The 19,065-nt window shown below is 36.4% G+C and carries 16 protein-coding genes and 1 tRNA gene; 11 read left to right on the forward strand and 6 right to left on the reverse strand.

Annotation, left to right across the window (positions count from 1 at the left end):
• Nucleotides 1-28 precede the first annotated feature (28 nt).
• A complete protein-coding gene (locus PVA17_RS01020; protein ID WP_274066653.1) occupies nucleotides 29-1,978 on the reverse strand; it encodes a methyl-accepting chemotaxis protein in 1,950 nt (649 codons plus the stop codon).
• A 306-nt stretch (nucleotides 1,979-2,284) separates the two neighbouring features.
• On the opposite strand from PVA17_RS01020, the gene PVA17_RS01025 reads away from it, so the two are divergent.
• Entirely contained in the window at nucleotides 2,285-2,659 is a 375-nt protein-coding gene (locus PVA17_RS01025) for a VOC family protein (protein ID WP_132362583.1), read from the forward strand.
• Between the two features lie 94 nt (nucleotides 2,660-2,753).
• Here the strand turns inward: PVA17_RS01025 and PVA17_RS01030 are convergent, their stop codons facing one another.
• Nucleotides 2,754-3,500 (reverse strand): hypothetical protein, encoded by a 747-nt coding sequence (locus tag PVA17_RS01030; protein ID WP_274066654.1) that lies wholly within the window; start codon nucleotides 3,498-3,500, stop codon nucleotides 2,754-2,756.
• Nucleotides 3,501-3,771: 271 nt separating this feature from the next.
• Between PVA17_RS01030 and PVA17_RS01035 the strand changes: the two genes are divergently transcribed.
• The 5 genes from PVA17_RS01035 to PVA17_RS01055 all read left to right on the forward strand — a co-directional run bounded on the left by PVA17_RS01035 (nucleotide 3,772) and on the right by PVA17_RS01055 (nucleotide 8,163).
• Complete coding sequence (locus PVA17_RS01035; protein WP_274066655.1) at nucleotides 3,772-4,941, forward strand: acyl-CoA dehydrogenase family protein; 1,170 nt, start codon at nucleotides 3,772-3,774, stop codon at nucleotides 4,939-4,941.
• A gap of 27 nt (nucleotides 4,942-4,968) precedes the next feature.
• Nucleotides 4,969-5,838, forward strand: coding sequence for a transporter substrate-binding domain-containing protein (locus tag PVA17_RS01040; protein WP_248717522.1), 870 nt, complete (start codon nucleotides 4,969-4,971; stop codon nucleotides 5,836-5,838).
• 134 nt (nucleotides 5,839-5,972) lie between these two features.
• Nucleotides 5,973-6,680, forward strand: coding sequence for an amino acid ABC transporter permease (locus PVA17_RS01045; RefSeq protein WP_053482868.1), 708 nt, complete (start codon nucleotides 5,973-5,975; stop codon nucleotides 6,678-6,680).
• A gap of 12 nt (nucleotides 6,681-6,692) precedes the next feature.
• Nucleotides 6,693-7,394: an amino acid ABC transporter permease gene (locus PVA17_RS01050; protein ID WP_132362591.1), complete on the forward strand. Its 702-nt coding sequence runs from the start codon at nucleotides 6,693-6,695 to the stop codon at nucleotides 7,392-7,394.
• A 13-nt stretch (nucleotides 7,395-7,407) separates the two neighbouring features.
• Nucleotides 7,408-8,163 (forward strand): amino acid ABC transporter ATP-binding protein, encoded by a 756-nt coding sequence (locus PVA17_RS01055; protein WP_248717519.1) that lies wholly within the window; start codon nucleotides 7,408-7,410, stop codon nucleotides 8,161-8,163.
• Between the two features lie 100 nt (nucleotides 8,164-8,263).
• Here PVA17_RS01055 and helD read toward each other — a convergent pair whose 3' ends face one another.
• Nucleotides 8,264-10,570: an RNA polymerase recycling motor HelD gene (helD, locus tag PVA17_RS01060; protein WP_274066656.1), complete on the reverse strand. Its 2,307-nt coding sequence runs from the start codon at nucleotides 10,568-10,570 to the stop codon at nucleotides 8,264-8,266.
• A 1,005-nt stretch (nucleotides 10,571-11,575) separates the two neighbouring features.
• On the opposite strand from helD, the gene PVA17_RS01065 reads away from it, so the two are divergent.
• From PVA17_RS01065 to PVA17_RS01075, 3 genes are all read left to right on the forward strand, one after another.
• Nucleotides 11,576-11,644, forward strand: a tRNA-Cys gene (locus PVA17_RS01065).
• A gap of 152 nt (nucleotides 11,645-11,796) precedes the next feature.
• Nucleotides 11,797-12,858, forward strand: coding sequence for a YHYH domain-containing protein (locus PVA17_RS01070; protein ID WP_274066657.1), 1,062 nt, complete (start codon nucleotides 11,797-11,799; stop codon nucleotides 12,856-12,858).
• On the forward strand, nucleotides 12,848-13,471 hold the full coding sequence (locus tag PVA17_RS01075) for a hypothetical protein (RefSeq protein ID WP_274066658.1): 624 nt from the start codon (nucleotides 12,848-12,850) through the stop codon (nucleotides 13,469-13,471). The genes PVA17_RS01070 and PVA17_RS01075 overlap by 11 nt, the downstream gene beginning before the upstream one ends.
• A 66-nt stretch (nucleotides 13,472-13,537) precedes the next feature.
• Here the strand turns inward: PVA17_RS01075 and PVA17_RS01080 are convergent, their stop codons facing one another.
• Nucleotides 13,538-14,728, reverse strand: coding sequence for a coenzyme F420-0:L-glutamate ligase (locus PVA17_RS01080; RefSeq protein ID WP_248717515.1), 1,191 nt, complete (start codon nucleotides 14,726-14,728; stop codon nucleotides 13,538-13,540).
• Between the two features lie 124 nt (nucleotides 14,729-14,852).
• Between PVA17_RS01080 and PVA17_RS01085 the strand changes: the two genes are divergently transcribed.
• Nucleotides 14,853-15,773, forward strand: a complete 921-nt coding sequence (locus PVA17_RS01085) for a LysR family transcriptional regulator (protein ID WP_132362601.1) — start codon at nucleotides 14,853-14,855, stop codon at nucleotides 15,771-15,773.
• Nucleotides 15,774-16,466: 693 nt separating this feature from the next.
• Here PVA17_RS01085 and PVA17_RS01090 read toward each other — a convergent pair.
• Nucleotides 16,467-17,348 (reverse strand): LysR family transcriptional regulator, encoded by an 882-nt coding sequence (locus tag PVA17_RS01090; RefSeq protein ID WP_274066659.1) that lies wholly within the window; start codon nucleotides 17,346-17,348, stop codon nucleotides 16,467-16,469.
• Between the two features lie 112 nt (nucleotides 17,349-17,460).
• On the opposite strand from PVA17_RS01090, the gene PVA17_RS01095 reads away from it, so the two are divergent.
• Complete coding sequence (locus PVA17_RS01095) at nucleotides 17,461-18,480, forward strand: YeiH family protein (RefSeq protein WP_274066696.1); 1,020 nt, start codon at nucleotides 17,461-17,463, stop codon at nucleotides 18,478-18,480.
• Nucleotides 18,481-18,579: 99 nt separating this feature from the next.
• On the opposite strand, the gene PVA17_RS01100 is transcribed toward PVA17_RS01095, so the two are convergent.
• Nucleotides 18,580-18,915 (reverse strand): heme oxygenase, encoded by a 336-nt coding sequence (locus PVA17_RS01100; RefSeq protein ID WP_132362605.1) that lies wholly within the window; start codon nucleotides 18,913-18,915, stop codon nucleotides 18,580-18,582.
• Nucleotides 18,916-19,065 lie beyond the last annotated feature (150 nt).

Below are 19,065 nucleotides of genomic sequence, written 5' to 3' on the forward strand. Positions count from 1 at the left end.
AATCTCCATTAACATCGTGCTTTTCTTATTAGTATTTAAAACGGTTTACATAGCTTTGTAATTCATCAGCCATGTCGAGAAGTGCTTTTGAGGCTGCAGCCATTTCCTGCATCGAGGACAACGTTTGTTCAGTTGAAGCGGCAACTTCTTCTGACGCTGCTGTATTTAATTTTGCATGATCTGTTAGCTCGATAGCAGTTGCAGAAACTTCTTCGACTACTGCTGACATCTCTTGAGCGGCTGCAGATATATCCTCCATTTTCGGAGCAATATCGTGTAGACTCTTAATAATGTTGGTGAATTTTTTACTTGTATCTTCTGTTAGCTGTAAACCATCCTGGACATCCGCTGAAGCCTTAATCATCGTTTGAACAGATTTAGCCGTGTCTTGCTGAATGCCTGTAATTAGGGCAGAAATTTGCTCGGCTGATTGAAGAGATTGCTCTGCTAACTTGCGCACTTCATCGGCAACTACTGCAAAGCCTCTCCCATGCTCCCCAGCTCGTGCTGCCTCAATAGCAGCATTAAGTGCAAGCAGATTTGTTTGATCTGAAATAGCACTAATAATTTCTAAAATAGACCCGATTTCTTTTGTTCGATCATAGAGTGATTTAATCATTGAATCTGATTGCGCCACAGATTCATGAATAGAAATCATTTGATTCACAGTTTGATCTACCGCTTGTCCGCCTTCTTCGGCCAATTTTATAGCATGGCTAGATAAATCTGAAACCTGCATAGAGCTATCAGCGACCTCGACGACTCCTTTTGCGATTTCTTCAATAGAAACAGCATTCTGGTCAATACCTGTCGTTTGTTTTTCTGTATTAATAGCAACCTGTTGCATAGCTTTTGTAACTTGCTCTGAAGCCGCAATATTTTGTTCGGCATTCGCAGATAATCCATGCGCCGAAGTCTGTACTTGTTGGGAGCTTTGATCGACGTTGCGAATAAGTTTTTTTAAGCTAACCTTCATTGCGATAAAGGCTTCCCCTAGCTGTCCAACCTCATCTTTGGAATGAATGTCAATAAACTCTGTTAAATCGCCCTCACTAATTTTTATAGCGCTTTGTCTAAGTCGATTGATCGGATTAACGATCGATTTTATCATGAATAGCATAAAAATAATGCCAACAATAATAGAAATTGCAATAATTATTAAGTTGATATTAAAGGTCGAAGCTGCGGCTTTAGCAGCCTCGGCTGTAAACATTGTACCAACAACTTTCCAACCTGTTAGCTTATTTGTAACAAATTGTAGCTGACGATCTTTTTCGATAATGTTACCACTATCTTGTTCATAGATTTTAGTAATATAGCTTTCTGTTGCTTCAGAACCACTTTCTTTATCTGGCTGGGCAATATAAATTTTATTGCTATCTAAAAGTGAAGCAAAGCCAGTCTCCCCAATGCGGATATCATTCGTAATGGTACTTAGTGTAGAAATATTTAAATCTAACCCTATTACTCCTGAGCCATCTGGTAAAGCTTGAGTAATCGTAAGAACGATATCACCTGTTGACTGTGTAATGTATGGCGCTGTAATAGACACTTGGTTTTTGTTATCTAAAGCTTGTTTATACCAAGGTCTTGTACGAGGATCAAACCCACTAGGGTATTTTTGTGCAGGCTCATCTAGTAGTCTGCCATCAGAGGTTCCAATATAAAGCAGCTCTACCTCTGGATGCATGTTGACATATTCGTGGAAAAGAGATTTAAGCTCTGAAATTTTACCTTCTTGTAAATAAGATTGATTGAGCTTTTTTGAAAAATATTGAACGTCCTTCACTCTTGGCTCAATCGTGTTAGTAATATTCGTGTCAAGCATGCGCACACTTTCGGTTGCGCTTGCTTGTTGTTCTTCTGAAATTTGCTTTCCAGCACTTTGGTAAGACACAATTCCAATTAACAGTGTTGGGATGATAAGCATTGCTAAAAATGAAAAAATGAGCTTTTTTCTTAAACTTAGTTGTTTCACTTGAATTATCCTCACTATAATATTGTATTTTAAAACTTACATAATATCGCCCTTCGTGACCAACCTCCTACTATCCTAAGAGGTACTTCGGATAATCGAACCCTACGTTATGGTGAAAAGTATATACTTTACCGATTAAGGAAAATAATAGACGACTAGGCTCATTTTATCAAAAATAAAATAAAAGTTAAGTATTTTGTTATAACTGTTCATTAAAAAACTAATATTTTGAAACGATAACCATTAGATGACATATAAAGCTACTTTTTGATATATACTAATGCCAAAAGAGGAGGGAATTGTTTGATGATTCGACAAATTGGACAAGTGATGTTATATGTTAATGATCAGGAGACTGCCGTGAAATTTTGGACAGAAAAAGTTGGATTTGTTGTGGTTGCTGACCAAGAAGAGGGAGGAGTACGTTGGATTGAAATTTCCCCAACTAAAGAAGCTCAAACTACCATTGTCCTACACAATAAAGAAATCATTGCGAAAATGCAGCCTGAATTAAATTTAGGGACACCTTCTATTATGTTTTATGCCGATGATATAGTAGATCTATATCAGGATTTTCAAGCGAAGGGCGTTAAAGTAGGAGATTTAGTAATGATGCCAACGGGTAGGGTTTTTAATTTTGCTGATCACGAAAATAATTATTTTGCATTAGTGGAAAAATAAATATCGTTAATAAGTTTGAATCTGTCTAATTTCGATTATTCGGTGCGAAAATTGGACAGATTTTTGCTATTTTTCCTATATAAGTGCACGCAATTTATTTTATATCTTCTCCAAAAATCCCTACAGTTTGGCGATCAACGGTAAATGCATGACCATCCCATTTTAAAATATTTTCTACATAACCTAATCCATCGGCATGAAATCGGCCTGCTATAGACTGATAAGCTAATAGCTCATATATTCCATCACGTTCATAGTCCACTGGATACAATCCACTCATTGGATCTACCCATCCTTCAATCGGCTGCTTTAGTGTACCGTCTTGATGATAAATTTCAGCCAAATAATCCGGACCCTTGTATTGTATGTCGATGATATATTGCTTGAGGGGATTCATACTACGAACGGTTACTTTATATTGATTTTGATAATTAACGCTGTACTTTAGCTTATTATTAAAAGAAATTGCATCAAAAATTGAGCGTATGTTGCCGTTTATGGAGGCAAATATTTCACCGTTGATAATGCCTCCACTACCACCTGTATCAGAAATAGCTAGAATATCTTCTAGATGATTACCTGTAAAGTCACCTAAAAATATAGTTGGGTTATAGCCAACGCTTTGTTTTAGCATTATTTTTTCGAATTGATGCGTCTGTCCGTAAAAAATAGCGAGCGTTAGGTCTTTCCACAAAGGGCTATCTGGAGTTTTAGTCCCCATCAAAAGAACAGTTTCAAGTAAGCCATCCCCATTAATATCTCCAAATTTCGTCTGAATAACCTGAGGGGCCATAGTTGAAATAGGCATATTATTCAAAGATGGATTCATATTATTAGTCATATATGCACCTCTTTCTTTAGTTGTAGCATATGTTGAAAACATAGCTTGGTGAAAAAAGAAGACGTATTCATAATGTGTATAAAGCTTATAAAAAAACTTGTCATTAACCCATTGACATTTTTAAATGTGAAAAGTATTATAAATGTCAACGAATCAGAAAATTCAGTACCACTCATCCTCTCGCTACGAATACGTAGTTAGAGATTTTTTTACAACATTAATTCTTAGTAAATATATATGTTTTATACATTTTGGGAAGAAGGAGATTTTCTTGAAGAATTTATTTATTAAAACAAAGCAACAACGGTATTGGCTTGATCAGCTAGCATCTATTTCTGAGTCAATCAAGGCTGAGGCTAAAGAAGTAGATGAACAATCTCGTTTTCCATTCGAAGCACATAAACTGCTTCTGCAAATTGGTTATCCCAAACTAACATTACCGAAAGAATATGGCGGTGAAGGATTATCAGTTTATGATATGGTACTCATTCAAGAAACGTTAGCAAGCTATGATGAGAATGCTTCACTCTCGCTAGGTTGGACATTAGGCGTGGTAGGTGAACTATATGAGAAAAAGCTTTGGTCGGACGATTTACTAAGTTCATTTGCTCAGGAAATAAAGAACGGTGCCATTATAAATAGAGCTGCGAGTGAAGCGGCAACTGGGAGTCCAACACGTGGAGGGCGACCAGGAACAAATGCTGTTTCAAGAGAGGGAGGGTGGCTCTTAAACGGACGTAAAATATTTACGACAGCCTCTCCGGTGCTAGATTATTTCTTAACATCAGCGTGGATTGAGGAAAAAAATAAAATTGGTTTTTTCCTTATTCATAAAGATGCTCAAGGACTTTCAATTGAAGAAAACTGGGAAATGTCAGCGATGCGAGGCACAAGTAGCCATGACCTAGTTTTAAAGGATGTAATTGTCCCTGCAAATCATTTAGTAGAGTTACCGAATCATCCAAGCGGTGGCAAGATAAATGGTTGGATTCTACATATCCCAGCAACATACTTAGGTATTGCGCAAGCAGCCCGTGATTATGCGCTGCATTTTGCAAATCATCATCAACCTAATAGCTTGAATGCTCCGATTAGTACATTACCAAATGTGCAGCAGCTTCTAGGTGATATTGAATTGAAGCTATATCAAGCACGCTTTGTACTGTATGGAGTTGCCGACGCTTATGATGACCCAGCTAGACGTGAACTTTTAGCAAATGAAATGGCGGTTGCTAAGCATACAGTAACCAATTTGGCGATTGAAATCGTCGATAAAGCAATGCGTGTGGTAGGTGCGAAAAGCTTACATTTAACTAATCCATTACAGCGCTATTATCGAAATGTTCGTGCAGGACTTCATAATCCACCGATGGATGATATGACAATTTTTAAATTGGCAAATGTCGCAATTGAACAGCAAAAATCGCAAGAAAATCAATGATAAAAACTATATAAGGGGACATGATATATGTTTAAACATAAGAAAAAGATTTTTCAATTGGCAGCAATCGGGTTGGCTTCACTTGCTATTTTAGCCGGCTGTAATTCAGGTGAAGCATCTGATAAAGATTCAGAAGATGGTGCGAAAGTACGTACAGTGAAGGTTGCATTTGACCAGGCGTCAAAGCCCATTAGTTATTTAGATGATAAAGGAAATCCAACAGGCTACGATGTGGAAGTCATGAAGCTGGTGGATGAAATGTTACCTGATTATAAGTTTGAATATGTAGGCACGACTAGTGATGATTTACTAATTGGCGTTGAGCAAGGGAAATATCAAGTAGGCGTAAAAAATGCCTTCTTTACGCAAGAACGGACGGAGAAGTTTATTTTTCCTAAAGAATTTTTAGGTTTAAGTAGTGCGGGTTTAGTATTACGTAAAGAAGATGAAGGGATAAAAACTTTAGCCGACTTTGCAAAAAAGGATTATTCATTAGCACCAATTGCTGCGAATAATGCTCAATACACAATTATTGATGAATATAATAAAGCAAACCCAGACAATAAAGTGAAATTACAGGCTGGTGATGCGTTCACTGTCGATATCGTGCAATGGGTAAATGAAAAACGTGTCGATGGTGGTGTCATGATTGAAGGTCCATTTAAACAACAAGTTTTAGCAGAAGATGGCCCATATCATAACTTAAAGGATGACGTAGTTTACAACGAATTTGCCGTTATTAAAACATGGCCATTGTTCAATAAAAAGGAACAAGAATTTGCAGATGCTTACGATAAAGCTATAGCAAAAATTAAAGAGCAAAAGAAAACAAATGAATTAAGCACTAAGTTTTACGGTCGAGATTTATTTGAAGTGTTAGATTCTGTGAAGCGCTAATAAGCGGTAGCTGATCAAAGAAGACTCCTCTTTAGAAGAGAAAGTGCTAGCAGCTACTACTAAAATAAAGGCTGTTGAGTCAGTATACTCAGCAGTCTTTATTAATACTTACTTAAATAAAAGTTGGTGAGGAAATGGAGAAGTATTTTGATGCATCATATATTTGGAACTCAATTCCTGTATTATTGCCTTTTTTAAAGGTAACCTTTTTAGTCGCAGGTTCTTCCATTGTACTAGGCACAATATTTGGCTTACTATTAGCAGCTGCTAAGTTAAGTTCAATAAAATTGCTACGAAAATTAGCGAACTTATATACAACGATTATGCGTTGTACACCATCTATCGTGTTATTATTCCTTGTATATTATGGTGTCCCAGCGTTAGCGGAAAACTTCGGCATTAATCTCCATTCAATCGAAACAGCCATTTTCGTGGTCGTAACGTTCACTTTACAGTTTGCGGCGATTATGTCGGAAGTTATTCGTTCTGCTTATTTAGCGATTAATAAAGGGCAATTTGAAGCGGCTGTTAGTGTGGGATTAACGCCATTTCAGGCCTATCGACGTATTATTTTCCCACAGGCACTCGTTATCGCCTTACCGAACTTTGGGAATGGAATGATTGCCTTATTACAAGAAGGGGCGCTCGCTTATACAATCGGCTTAATTGATATTGTCGGAAAGGCAAATTTAATTATTGCAAGTAATATTAATGCGCATGCATTAGAAATATATATTGCTTTAGCGATTGTTTATTGGGTGTTGTCAATTATTATAGAAAAATTCTTCGCTATGCTAGAAAAGTTCTTTGGTAAAGGGAAAAAGACATTAGAAACAACGTAAGGAGGCGAAATCATGAATTATCAATTTTTAGTTGAAACATTTTTTGTAGCATTATCAGGTGTACCTATCGCACTCCTTGTGACAATTGTTGCTATGCTAATTGCTCTACCACTGGGCTTTCTACTAGCACTAACACGCATCAATAAAATCCCAGTGCTCCATCATATAGCGAAAATTTATGTCTCCTTTGTCCGAGGTACACCTATAATCATTCAAATCTTTATTATTTATAGTAGTATTCCATTACTACTTAAAATGATTTTTGAGAAATATAATATTGTCTACGATATTTATAAAATCAATCCGATTTGGTATGCATTTATCGTCTTCGCATTTAGTACAACGGCAATATTAATTGAGGTATTTCGTTCTGCTTTAAGTACGATTGAAAAAGGTCAGCTAGAGGCTGCTCATGCAGTAGGCTTAACAACATTTCAAGCCTATCGCCGTATTATTATTCCACAGGCTTTAGTAGTAGCTATGCCGAATATTTGTACAGCTACTGTCAATCTCATTAAAGCGACGTCTTTAGGCTATGCAATGTCCTTACCTGAAATTACATTAAAAGCTAAGGTAGCTGCTAATGTTGGTTACAATTACGTAGAAGCATATATTGATATTTTTATTGTGTACTTAATTTTATGTAGTACGGTTGAATACATTTTTAAACGCTATGAAAAACATTTAAGTAAATTCAAAGTGGCAAAAGCCTAAGGGGTGAACGTGTATGTTAGAAATTAAAAATATTCATAAATCATTTGGTGACAATGAAATTTTAAAAGGTGTCGATTTAGCCATCGATAAAGGTGATGTTGTTGTTATTTTAGGCCCAAGTGGCTCAGGAAAAACAACATTATTACGTTGCATTAACTTTTTAGAGAAGGCTGACCAAGGACATGCGACATTTGGCGATATCCAAGTAGATTTTCAAAATGTGAAGAAGAAGGACGTACATTCGATTCGTCAGCGTGTAGCCTTTGTATTCCAGAACTACAATCTTTTCACGAACAAAACGGCGCTAGAAAATGTTACAGAAGGTCTTATTATAGGACGTAAAATTCCGAAGGCAGAAGCGACTGAAATTGGCAAAAAGGCGCTTGATAAAGTAGGCTTATCGGAAAAATATGATGCCTATCCAAGTCAATTGTCAGGAGGTCAGCAGCAGCGTGTCGGTATCGCACGAGCAGTAGCATTAAATCCTGATATTATTTTATTTGATGAACCGACTTCTGCACTTGACCCAGAGCTAGTAGGAGAAGTCCTGCAGGTTATGAAGAACATTGCAGCAGAAGGAACAACAATGCTTGTGGTCACACATGAAATGGGCTTTGCGAAAGACGTAGCCAATCGGGTGATTTTTATGGACGGTGGTGTCGTTGTAGAGGAAGGAAATCCTCATGATATATTTGTTAATCCGAAAGAGGAACGCACGAAGAAATTTTTAAAACGTGTTATTCCAGAGGATTACACGTACTACATTTAACTTCTTTTGGCCGATAGGGGCATAATTGATAGATGAAGAGAAGCTGCAAGTGTTCCATGGAGTGTCTATGGAAACATGCAGATTCTCTTCTTTTTTGACATTAAAGCTTTAAAAAATGTGTTAATTCATTAATGGAATAGATATGCAATTCGTGCATAGCCCGTGTACAAGCTGTGTAGAAATAATTACGTTCTGTTTCCCTAGAATAATTAGCCAAAGAGGCATTGTATATCAAGACAGCATCGAATTCAATTCCTTTTGCCATATAAGCAGGTAACAGTAAAATGCCTTTTTTAAATTGTTTTGTATCATGGGTAATGAGTTGCATATCTACTTTGCCTTTCATTTTATTAAAAACCATCGTACACTCTTGCTCTGTTTTACAGATGATGGCAATTGTTTCGAAATTTAAGGACAAGTTGTTAATCTTTTCGACAAGCTGTTCAATTAACTGTATTTCATTCGACACAATTGTGATAGTTGGTTCGGGACCAGTTCTATTAAAGGCTTCTACTTTTGCGTCCTCGTGTAAAATCTTCGAAGTAAGGTGAATAATTTGTTTTGTTGAGCGATAACTTTTCGTTAATATCATTTTTTCTGCTTGCTCACCATATAATTGTGGTGTCAGCAGTGAAGGGTTTTTAAAGGTATGAGGATGGATGGTTTGATGCCCATCACCCAATATAGTCATACGTGCACGTGGGAATAATTGTTGTAAGACAAATAGCTGAAATGGAGAATAGTCTTGTGCTTCATCAATTAAAACATGACGAATCATCGTATTTGTTCGTTGACCCTCTATTTTGTCCTGTAAATATAGAAATGGAGCGGCATCTTCATACGAAATAATACGCTTTGCTAAATTAGGGAGTGTATGCTGACAGATTTCTTCCCAATGGTCAGGTAAAAGGTGCTGCAATTGTCGATGAATAGATTTGTTCATTTCAAACAATTGACGATAAATGCCTAACATATGAACGAACTTCAATTGTTTCACAGATTGACGAAGAGGCTTGAACTGCTTTTTGACAATTTGGCTAGCTATTTTCTTGCGCTCTTGCTCAAAATCATCAAAAGAGTTTTCTGAAAACCGACCTTCATGCAAAAGCTCGCTATAGGTTTTTGTGTACTCTTCAATGTCTAAAAGGTCACTGGCTTCTTCTACCCATTCTTTTGTCCGTTCTGCCTTTTCAATTTTCGATAATTGTTGTAATAACCATTCTTTCACTAACTGCAGTCGATTTGGGATGGGCATTGTGGCATTGAATGAATAAAAGTATTCAGCAATTTCTTGAGCGGTAATAATTCTTTCTCCGCGAAAAACAATATTTTTAAATAGCAAACCTTCATTTGCAAGGTGCTCAATATATGTGTCCAGCAATTCTCGATAGTGAAGGCTAGCTTTAAAAGAAATAATCATGAGTCTCGTTTGGTAGAGTGTGTCATCTTCCTCTGTTAAAAGTGACTCCAATTGTTCATAAGGATATTCTAATTGGAACTGTCGACCTAAACGTTTTGTTGCATATTCGGAGAAGGTTAATTGCTGCATATTGTCTTCACCTAAATCCGGTAAAACGGTATGAACATATTGATTAAAAAGCTGATTAGGTGTAATCAATAAAATTTGATCAGCAGTAATTTGATCTCGATAATGATACAACAAATAAGCAACACGTTGGAGAGCGACTGCCGTTTTTCCACTACCTGCGACACCCTCTACAATTAGATAAGGAGTGTTGACATGTCGAATAATTTTATTTTGCTCGGCTTGAATTGTTGCTACGATGCTACGGATATGTTCGTTTGCATTTTGAGCGAGAATATCGAGTAATAAATCATCACCAATCGTTAAACCTGTATTAAACATCGATTGTAATTGCCCGTTTTTAATGATAAATTGCCGTTTTAAAAGTATCTCACCTTGAATTTCTTCAGTCACTGTTTCATAAGTAGCTGGGCCAGGCGTGAAATCATAATACATACTTGATATAGGGGCTCGCCAATCATAAATTAATATGTTTTCATTCTCTTCATCCATTAAGGTTGCGACACCGATATAAATCTTAAAAGGTTCGTTATGACTTTCCTGTAAAAAATCAATGCGAGCAAAATAGGGTGATTGCTGCAAACGGTCATATATTTTTACATCTTTGATGACACGTTGCTGAGCATGCTGGGAATCTGATAAGAGCTCTGCCTGTTGTTTAATAGCATAATAGGTCTCGTCTATATCCTCCGGAGTATCTAAGTTCACTCTGACGTCGTCCCAAAAGGTTTTCTTTAATGTTAAAACATTTTCTCTAACATCCTTTTCCTTTTGCAGTAACTCCTCCTTTTTGTGACCAACTGTTTGTAAACAAAGAACAAGATGCTGTTTTTCTTCTGTCCATTCATATTGTTTTTCCAATGTTACTCACATTCCTCTCCATATAATTATTTGCAGGGTTTTTGATGCGGAAAATTTATCATACAGCTAGTTCAGAAAGAAGTATAGTCTAGTAATATTGGCAAATTTATGCTATAATTAAGTTGTAAAAGAAAATCAAATATTTATTGAAAAACTGTTCCTGAAAATTGGGGGCAGTCTTTTTTTAGCCTGATTCCCAGTTTAGTTAAATTATAAAATTATGGTAGGTTATAGAATTTTATTGTATCAATATGTTTATAAGTTGATCTACGTTCATAGGTCTAGTCTGCGACGCCGATCCTTGAAGAATCGCCCTCAAACTGACTTATATTCATAGTATTGTTTGAACAAATGTCACACCCAACTTAAGTTGTTAAAAGAATATGTTTTTCTACATGATATAGACACTTGAAAGGGAATGAAGAAATGACGGAAAACGCTTATTCTTTCGAGTAATGCTATGCGTTAAAAGGTATTTTGGAACGCTGCTAGGTAGAAATTTCGATTGGTATCCCGTATTTTGTGTGAGTATCTAAATGTGACTTTAAGATCAATTTGTTATTGTTGATTCGAAAAATATTGAATGGAGCGCAGGGTATTTGAGATAGGTAAAAATATCTGTATGTTCTAATATTATTTAATATTATTTTGATATACCAAGTCTTCAGTGTGTATCAAAATAATATTAAAAAAAAGAGGTGGATTCCGAAAAGTAATAATGGAGAAAATGAGAGGAGTTTCTGATATTGTGGCGGGGTTGAAGAGGTTCATATGGTGCATAAAGTGAGCCTGTATGAAATCTCAAAAGAGCAAGTTATTGCGTTAATCCAGACCCGTCCCACATATGAGGAGCTTTTTATAAATATATGCATGAAAACAGTTCATTATGAATAATACCTAGGGAAATTTGTGAGACAGAATCATGCTCGAACAAGCGAACATTGGTTAAATGATGGAGTAAAACCTTAATCAATCAACATGAAGTTAAAAATTTATAATGAGTATGAGGAAGTAAGCAATGGTGGCGTATCCTTTTACAGAATGGACATGCAGGCTCGATTCCTGTCATCCTCACTTAGGGAGTTTGTTTTCGTTACAATCGTCTTCTTGGTGAGGGATCTTTGCTAAAACTAAACATACTCCTATTTCTCCCTTTTATCTTTGCGTCATGGGAAATATGATATAAGATAAAATATGTCAATTATTGTAGATAGGAGGAAGAAGTAGTGAGAAGTGGTTATTTGTCAAAAATTAGTGTATTAGTTTGCAGTTTTTTACTACTATTACCGTTTACAGCAAGTGCCCATCCAGGTAGAACAGATAGTAATGGAGGACATACTTGTCGAACTAACTGTGAAAAATGGGGATTACAATACGGAGAATATCATTATCATAATGGTGGTAGTACATCTAATGGCAGTAGCAATATATCAAAACCTGCTCCAAAAAAACCTGTGCCTTCAACACCGGAGCCCAAAATAGATGAGGATCAAGTGAAGGCGGAAAACTATTACACAATGGCAACGAATTTATATAACAGTAAAGATTATAAGGGAGCTATTAGTGAACTTGAAAAGATTTACGAATTGAATAAAGGTAGTAGTAAAACAGATAGTCTTATTCAAAAGTCTGTGAATGCTATTTATGAATTAGCTGAATCTAAGGCTAATGCAGGGGAATATTCTGTAGCTAAAGACTATGCAGTTTATATCAAAGAAAATCGACGTTCTAATGACGAGATTAAGCAAAAAGCTAGTGGTTTATTAAAACAAATGAAAGACAATGAAAAAATCGATGAATTACTTTATAAAGCTACAAATGCTAGGGATAAAAAAGATTACGAAGAAACTTTCAGCATTATCCAAGAGGCTCAGAAGATAAAACAGTTGGATAAGATTAAATCTTTTTATACTGAAACAGTAGAGTCTTTAACGAGCGATGCAGAAGAAGCATTTTACCAAAAGCAATATGGGGATGCTAAAAAGCTTTATAAATTATTGGTCAAAAAAACAGAAACGCCAACAGTAATCTCACAATATCAAAAGAAACTTCAACGATTAGAAGGGGAACAATTACTACAAAAAAGCTTTCATATTAAGACGGCTGATTTTGAAGGGAAGTCACTTTTTAATCATTTAATGGAAGACGAAAAGAACACACCATATGATAAAAATGTTGTAAATATATTAAAAGACTCCTTGCATGTAGGTACAGATAATGCTAAAAAATATATATTTACTATTAAAATTGAAGAATTGTTAAAAGGGGGAAAGAAAGATGATGCATAAAGCAGAGTCAAAACTTAGAACCCCCATTGTTAAAACAGCTTGGTTTATGTGGTTTTGGTTAATTATTTTTCCTCCTTTGGGCGTATTTCTTATGTGGAAACAGGGACGGCTTACTAAGAAGAAACGTACTATAGCTACCGTAATAGCAGGCGTCTACTTTGTCTCACCGATTATAATTGGAAAGGCAACAACGCTGCCACTTTATAATAATCAAGAAGAATTTATAGAGGCATTCAACAAAGAAATGAAAAAACTAGACTTCTCATATTCTCTTGAAAATACAAAGAAAGAAGAAGAAACAATTACTTCAAAGTTGGGTAAGGATATTACTTTAATTGAAAATATTGATGAAAAAGGCGCAGTACATGAGTTGATTATGGTGGGGCAAGGAGAAGGGATGGATATCATATTTTCCATGGGATTATTAATAGGTATGACAAACCCAGACTTAAGCCAAAACGATATTGGTGCTGTGTTGAAGGATTTACGCTTGTTTGACGAAAGTTATGACTATCAAAAGAATGAAACAACTGTAGAGAAAGATACGATTCGGTATAACTTAAAATATGATGAAGCTGCTGGTGTAATATTTAGTGCTTCAAAAGTAAATTAGTATATAAAAATATAAATATGTCAATAGAAAAAGTGCGAGCGGCCTGCTCGCACTTTTTTTAAAAAATTACTTTGTATAGTTATCGAAATAACCTTGAATATAAATCATTGGTGTTCCTTTGTCGCCTGAACCTGAAGTTAAGTCTGAAAGAGAGCCAATTAGGTCTGTTAAACGACGAGGCGTTGTACCTTGAGCAGCCATTTTTCCAGTTAAATCTTCATCTTTGTTTTGGATATACTCCGAAATTGCTGCTTTTAATTCTTCGCCGCGAAGATCCGCAAAATCGTTATCAGCTAAGTACTTTAGTTTTACTTCGTTTGGCGTGCCGTTTAATCCAGCAGTGAAAGCTGGTGAAACAACCGGGTCAGCTAACTCCCAAATTTTACCCACAGGGTCTTTGAATGCGCCATCACCATAAACCATTACTTCCACTGTTTTACCAGTAGCTTCTTTGATTTTTGCTTGAATGCCATCAACAATCGGTTGGCATGTATGTGGGAATAATTTTACGCTATCCTCAGTAGCTTTATTTGAACCAAGTAGACCAAACTCTGCGTTAAAGCCAGAACCATTATTAGGTTCAGATAAAATATTATCAAGACTGTATACTTTTTCAGCGCCGTTTGCCGTTAAAATACGTTTTGTACGTGAGCGTGTATGAATATCACAAGTTAACACACTCTTCGTAAAGTCTAAAATTGTTTTTGGGTTATTTGAAAAAATAACTTCACAAGAAGCGCCTTCAGCTTCGATTAGTTCTTTATAATATTCGATATAATCTACACCTGTAAATGTATGTTTTTTATAGCCGAAATGCTCACGGAATTCAACCTCAGTTAAAGTATCTGTCCAAGGATTAATCCCTTTTACATCTAGCTCATCGATATCAACTAGGTGGTTCCCCACCTCATCAGATGGATAGCTAAGCATAAGAACTACTTTTTTTACGCCTTTTGCAATACCACGTAAGCAGTTAGCAAAACGATTACGGCTTAGAATTGGAAAAATAACACCAACAGTATCATCACCAAATTTAGCAGCTACGTCAGCTGCGATATCATCAATGGATGCATAGTTACCTTGTGCACGCGCTACGACAGATTCTGTTACTGTGACAATGTCACGATCTTCAATGGAATAACCTTCAGCCTTAGCTGCATTTAATACTGTATCAACAACGATTTGCTCAATATTATCGCCTTCGTTAATGATTGGACCACGAAGACCTCTTACTACTGTACCAACTACACGTTCCAAAATAATCTCTCCTTATTAAATGGGTAAATTTATGTTAAATAAAACCAATATAGTTTTACTATACGCCCCTTTAGTGATATAAGTAAAATTAATAGTTCGTATAATAGCTATAAGAGGTGCTTATATGATAGGGAAATTAGATTTATATCGTGTTTTTAGTATTGTTGCTAAAAATAATAGCTTTTCAAGTGCGGCTAAAGATTTATATATGACTCAACCAGCTGTTAGCCAAGCTATGATGCAATTAGAAAAGGAGCTAGGTACACGTCTCTTTAACCGCACACCTAAAGGGGTGACGTTAACAACGGAGGGTAAACTTTTATATGAGTATACAAATTCCGCGTTAGGCCTTTTAGATGCTGGTGAGGAGAAGCTGCTAGAATTCAAAAATTTAACAACGGGTCAATTGAAAATTGGCGTTGGGGACACTATTTCTCGTTTTTATTTAATGCCTTATCTAGAGACGTTTCATACAATGTATCCAAATATAAAATTACAAATGTTAAATGGAACGACTTCGGAAATTTGTAACTTTATTAAATCTGGTGAGGTTGATATAGGACTTTGTAATTTCCCGATAGAGGATCAGACATTACAGTTAACCGTGTGCACCGAGGTTCAAGATATTTTTGTATGCGGCGAGAAGTACAAAACGTTGGCATCAAAAAGCTTAAGCTTTGAGGATTTGTTAAAGTTTCCGCTTATTTTTTTAGAGAAAAAATCAAATTCAAGAAAGTATGTAGAAGATTATTTATTTGCAAGAGGGATCTTCATTGAACCGGAGTTTGAGCTTGGTTCACATGATCTAGTGCTGGAATTTGCACGCAGTAATTTAGGAATTGCTTGTGTGACAAAAGAATTTTCTAATGATTATTTGCAGCGAGGATTTTTATATGAGCTAACATTAACAGAAAGTATACCGACACGAAGCATAGGCATGTGTTATTTAAAAAGCGTACCTTTATCACGAGCAGCATTGAAATTTGTAGAAATTATTGAGCATAAGCAGGAGCTTAAACGTCTAAATCCGAGAATTATAAAGTAAGATTAGCGAGTAGTAAAACTCTAACATTCAAATGTTAAAAAATGAGCAATGGAATCTTTGCGAGTGTTGCGGTGCTGTCGCTCAGATAAACATTATTGCTGAAGTTTTAGTTCATGCTAGAAGGTACATACTGTGTGGAACGGAAATCATCCCATCGTTGCGGTAAGTGTTACATATAATTTAGGATGACATTTTGCTATAAAGTACGCCATGCAAATGTTGATTGTAGTGGAGACCGGGCGACTCCTAGGAGATTAGTGATAGAGAGGAACGAAGGCTAAAACCATCACATCCTGTGACAACGCCTTCGTGACCAACATCGTGTTGGCCCGAGACACTAAAGCGAAGCATCTCATCGGACACGCCCAGGAAGCTTTGCTCTGTGTGAAAGCGAAGCGTCAGCTACAAAGCGCCTAGTCGGTACGGAAATCTGCCGAAGCGGCGGGATTTCGTGTTTTAGCGGCGTTTCTTGCTTGGTTAGCGGCGGAATTACGTGTTTTAGCGGCGTTTCTTGCTTGGTTAGCGGCGGAATTACGTGTTTTAGCGGCGTTCTTCCTTTGGTTAGCGGCGCAACTCACACTTTTAGCGGCGAATACCAATATAAGCTGGACTTTGACTAAACTAAAGTCAGAGTTGAAGAACATTGTATAGAATTTTACACAATATTAAGTTGACTCCGAAGAGTTATACTATTTAAGCCTTTTTTAATAGCGCCTCTAAAAGAATGTCAACATTGCGTTTATTTTTCAGTGTAGGCGAGCACAAATAAGAAAATGTTCGTATAAAATACTGTTCCTCGAGGGGTAAGATTTTTATATCGCCATTTTTTAATTCGCGCTCGATGACACTAGCGGACAGTAATGAAAGTCCAAGCCCTTGTATAACGCTTTCTTTCACACCTTGATTACTACTAATAGTAAGAAGTGAACGTACTTGAAGCCCGTTTGCTCTAAATAAATGATCTAAATAATAACGTGTGCCTGAGCCTTCTTCACGTGCAACCCAATTTTGTTGCTGCATGTCCGAAACCGTAATCGTTGCCTTCTTTGCAAGGGGGTGATTACTCGCACTGACAATAAATAATTCATCTTGCATAAACGGTTTAATAAGAAGTTCATGATCGTGTGCTTGTCCTTCAATAAGACCGATATCGACTTGTAACAATTTTGTATATTGAATGATTTCTTTCGTATTACCAATAATAACTTGAAGCTCTAGCTGAGGGAATTGCTGTTGCAAGCTCGCAATGATAGGAGGCAATATATATTCCCCAATAGTAAAGCTAGCGCCAATCACAAGTGTACCTTGAATTTCATGGTGATAGGTTAAAATATCTTCTTTTGCTGCCTCGGCAATGGCCATCATTTGCTTAGCTCGTTTATATAGAATTTCTCCAGTTGGTGTGATTTGTACAGATTTGGGTGAACGGATAAATAAAGTCGTTTGAAATTCTTGCTCTAAATTTTTAATGTGTAAACTGACACTGGGCTGCGAAATATGAAGTATTTCGGAGGCTTTCGTAAAATTATTGACCTCCACCAGTGTGATGAACGTTCTTAAAGCATCAAATTGCATATCATCACTCCTATCATTAGAAATATTAATAATTATGATTATATATATGTATTTTACTGATGATTAACTTTCTAATAAAGTAAAATCATCAAGGATGAAAGAAGTGAACAACATGGATAATAGGCAGCATAGGGTAAAAAGTTTCCTGACCCCAGCGTTTATGAAGGGGATATTGTTGACACTCATAATTGCCTTAGTAGCAAAGTATATTTCGACATTCCCGTTCTTCTCAATATTAGGGCAGCTTGTCATTGCCATTATATTAGGTATGGCTTGGAGAGCAGCTTTTAAGGTGCAGGATTCTTGGCAAACAGGTATAACATTTTCAAGTAAAAAATTGTTACGCCTCGGTATTATTTTTTTGGGGATGCGTTTAAACTTAGCGGATATTTACAATGCTGGCGCGAATGTTTTTCTTATTGCCTTTATTAATCTAGTATTTGCTTTAGTGGTTGTATACGGCTTAACGAAGGTATTTCATGTAGATAAAAAGCTAGGCATATTAACAGCTTGTGGTACAGCTATTTGTGGGGCTGCGGCTGTTGTCGCTATTGCTCCCCAAATTAAGGCGAATGAAAAAGAAACGGCAGTGGGCGCAGCGATAGTCGCATTACTAGGGACTGTATTCACATTAGTCTACACGGTGTTATATTCAGTATTTAACTTAACACCTACTGAATATGGTATTTTTGCGGGAGGCACGCTACATGAAATTGCTCATGTTATTGCAGCAGCCTCAGCTGGTGGAAATGAAGCTGTTAATACGGCAGTTATTGTGAAGCTAACACGTGTCGCATTGCTTGTACCGGTAGCTATTGTCATCGGTATTTTATATCGAAGAATTGATAAGGGGCAGGAAAAAGAAAGGTTTTCGCTGTCGATAATTCCATGGTTTATTCTTGGTTTTTTAGCGATGAGTGCTATTAATTCGTTAGGGATTGTACCAGCTAATGTAGCGCAAACATTTGTAAATATCGCTTATATTTTAATTGGGATGGCGATGGCTGGACTAGGTTTAAATGTAGAGATAAAAACTTTTAAACAATTAGGCGTAAAAGCGTTTATTGCAGGACTTATCGGTTCGGTTTGCTTATCAATACTTGGCTATGTTTTAGTTATTTTCATGCAATAATTCAAAAAAGTCCTGCATTTTCAAAAATGCAGGATGTTTTAGATAGAATCAGAAGATATTTTAGTTGTTACTCTTTCAGTTGCTGAAAGAAGTTAAAAATTAGCGTAACGCTTCAATCGAAGAAGCTAATTCGGCTATAACTATTTTGCTACCGATAAGTGGACTGTTTTCAGGCTTTCCTCCCTCAGCACTTTGTCCAGGACGGTGATGAGCTGCAGCGAATGCATCACTATTACGCCAAGCTTGGAAATGCTCCTTGGACTCCCAGTACATATTGACGCTCATTTCGTCATAAGTCGGATCATCAGTTGAAATTAATACCTCCACTTTATGGAAGCCTTCAAACTGCTGTAGAGGTCCTGGTTTTGTAAAGTTCGGTGCCATTTTTGCAGCAAAGCCGGGTTTTACTTGAATACGATTTGTAACAATAATCATAATTTCCCCCCCTATTCATTTTTTAGTTAACCATATGAATGAATTATCAATGATTATCATTCGCAATCAATGATAATTCGCCTAGGAAGACATTGTCAATAGAAGAGCAATGTAAAATAGCTTCAAAATGGTGATAAGCAGGGGGAAAGA

This window comes from Lysinibacillus sp. CNPSo 3705, assembly GCF_028674935.1.
Classification (GTDB): domain Bacteria; phylum Bacillota; class Bacilli; order Bacillales_A; family Planococcaceae; genus Lysinibacillus.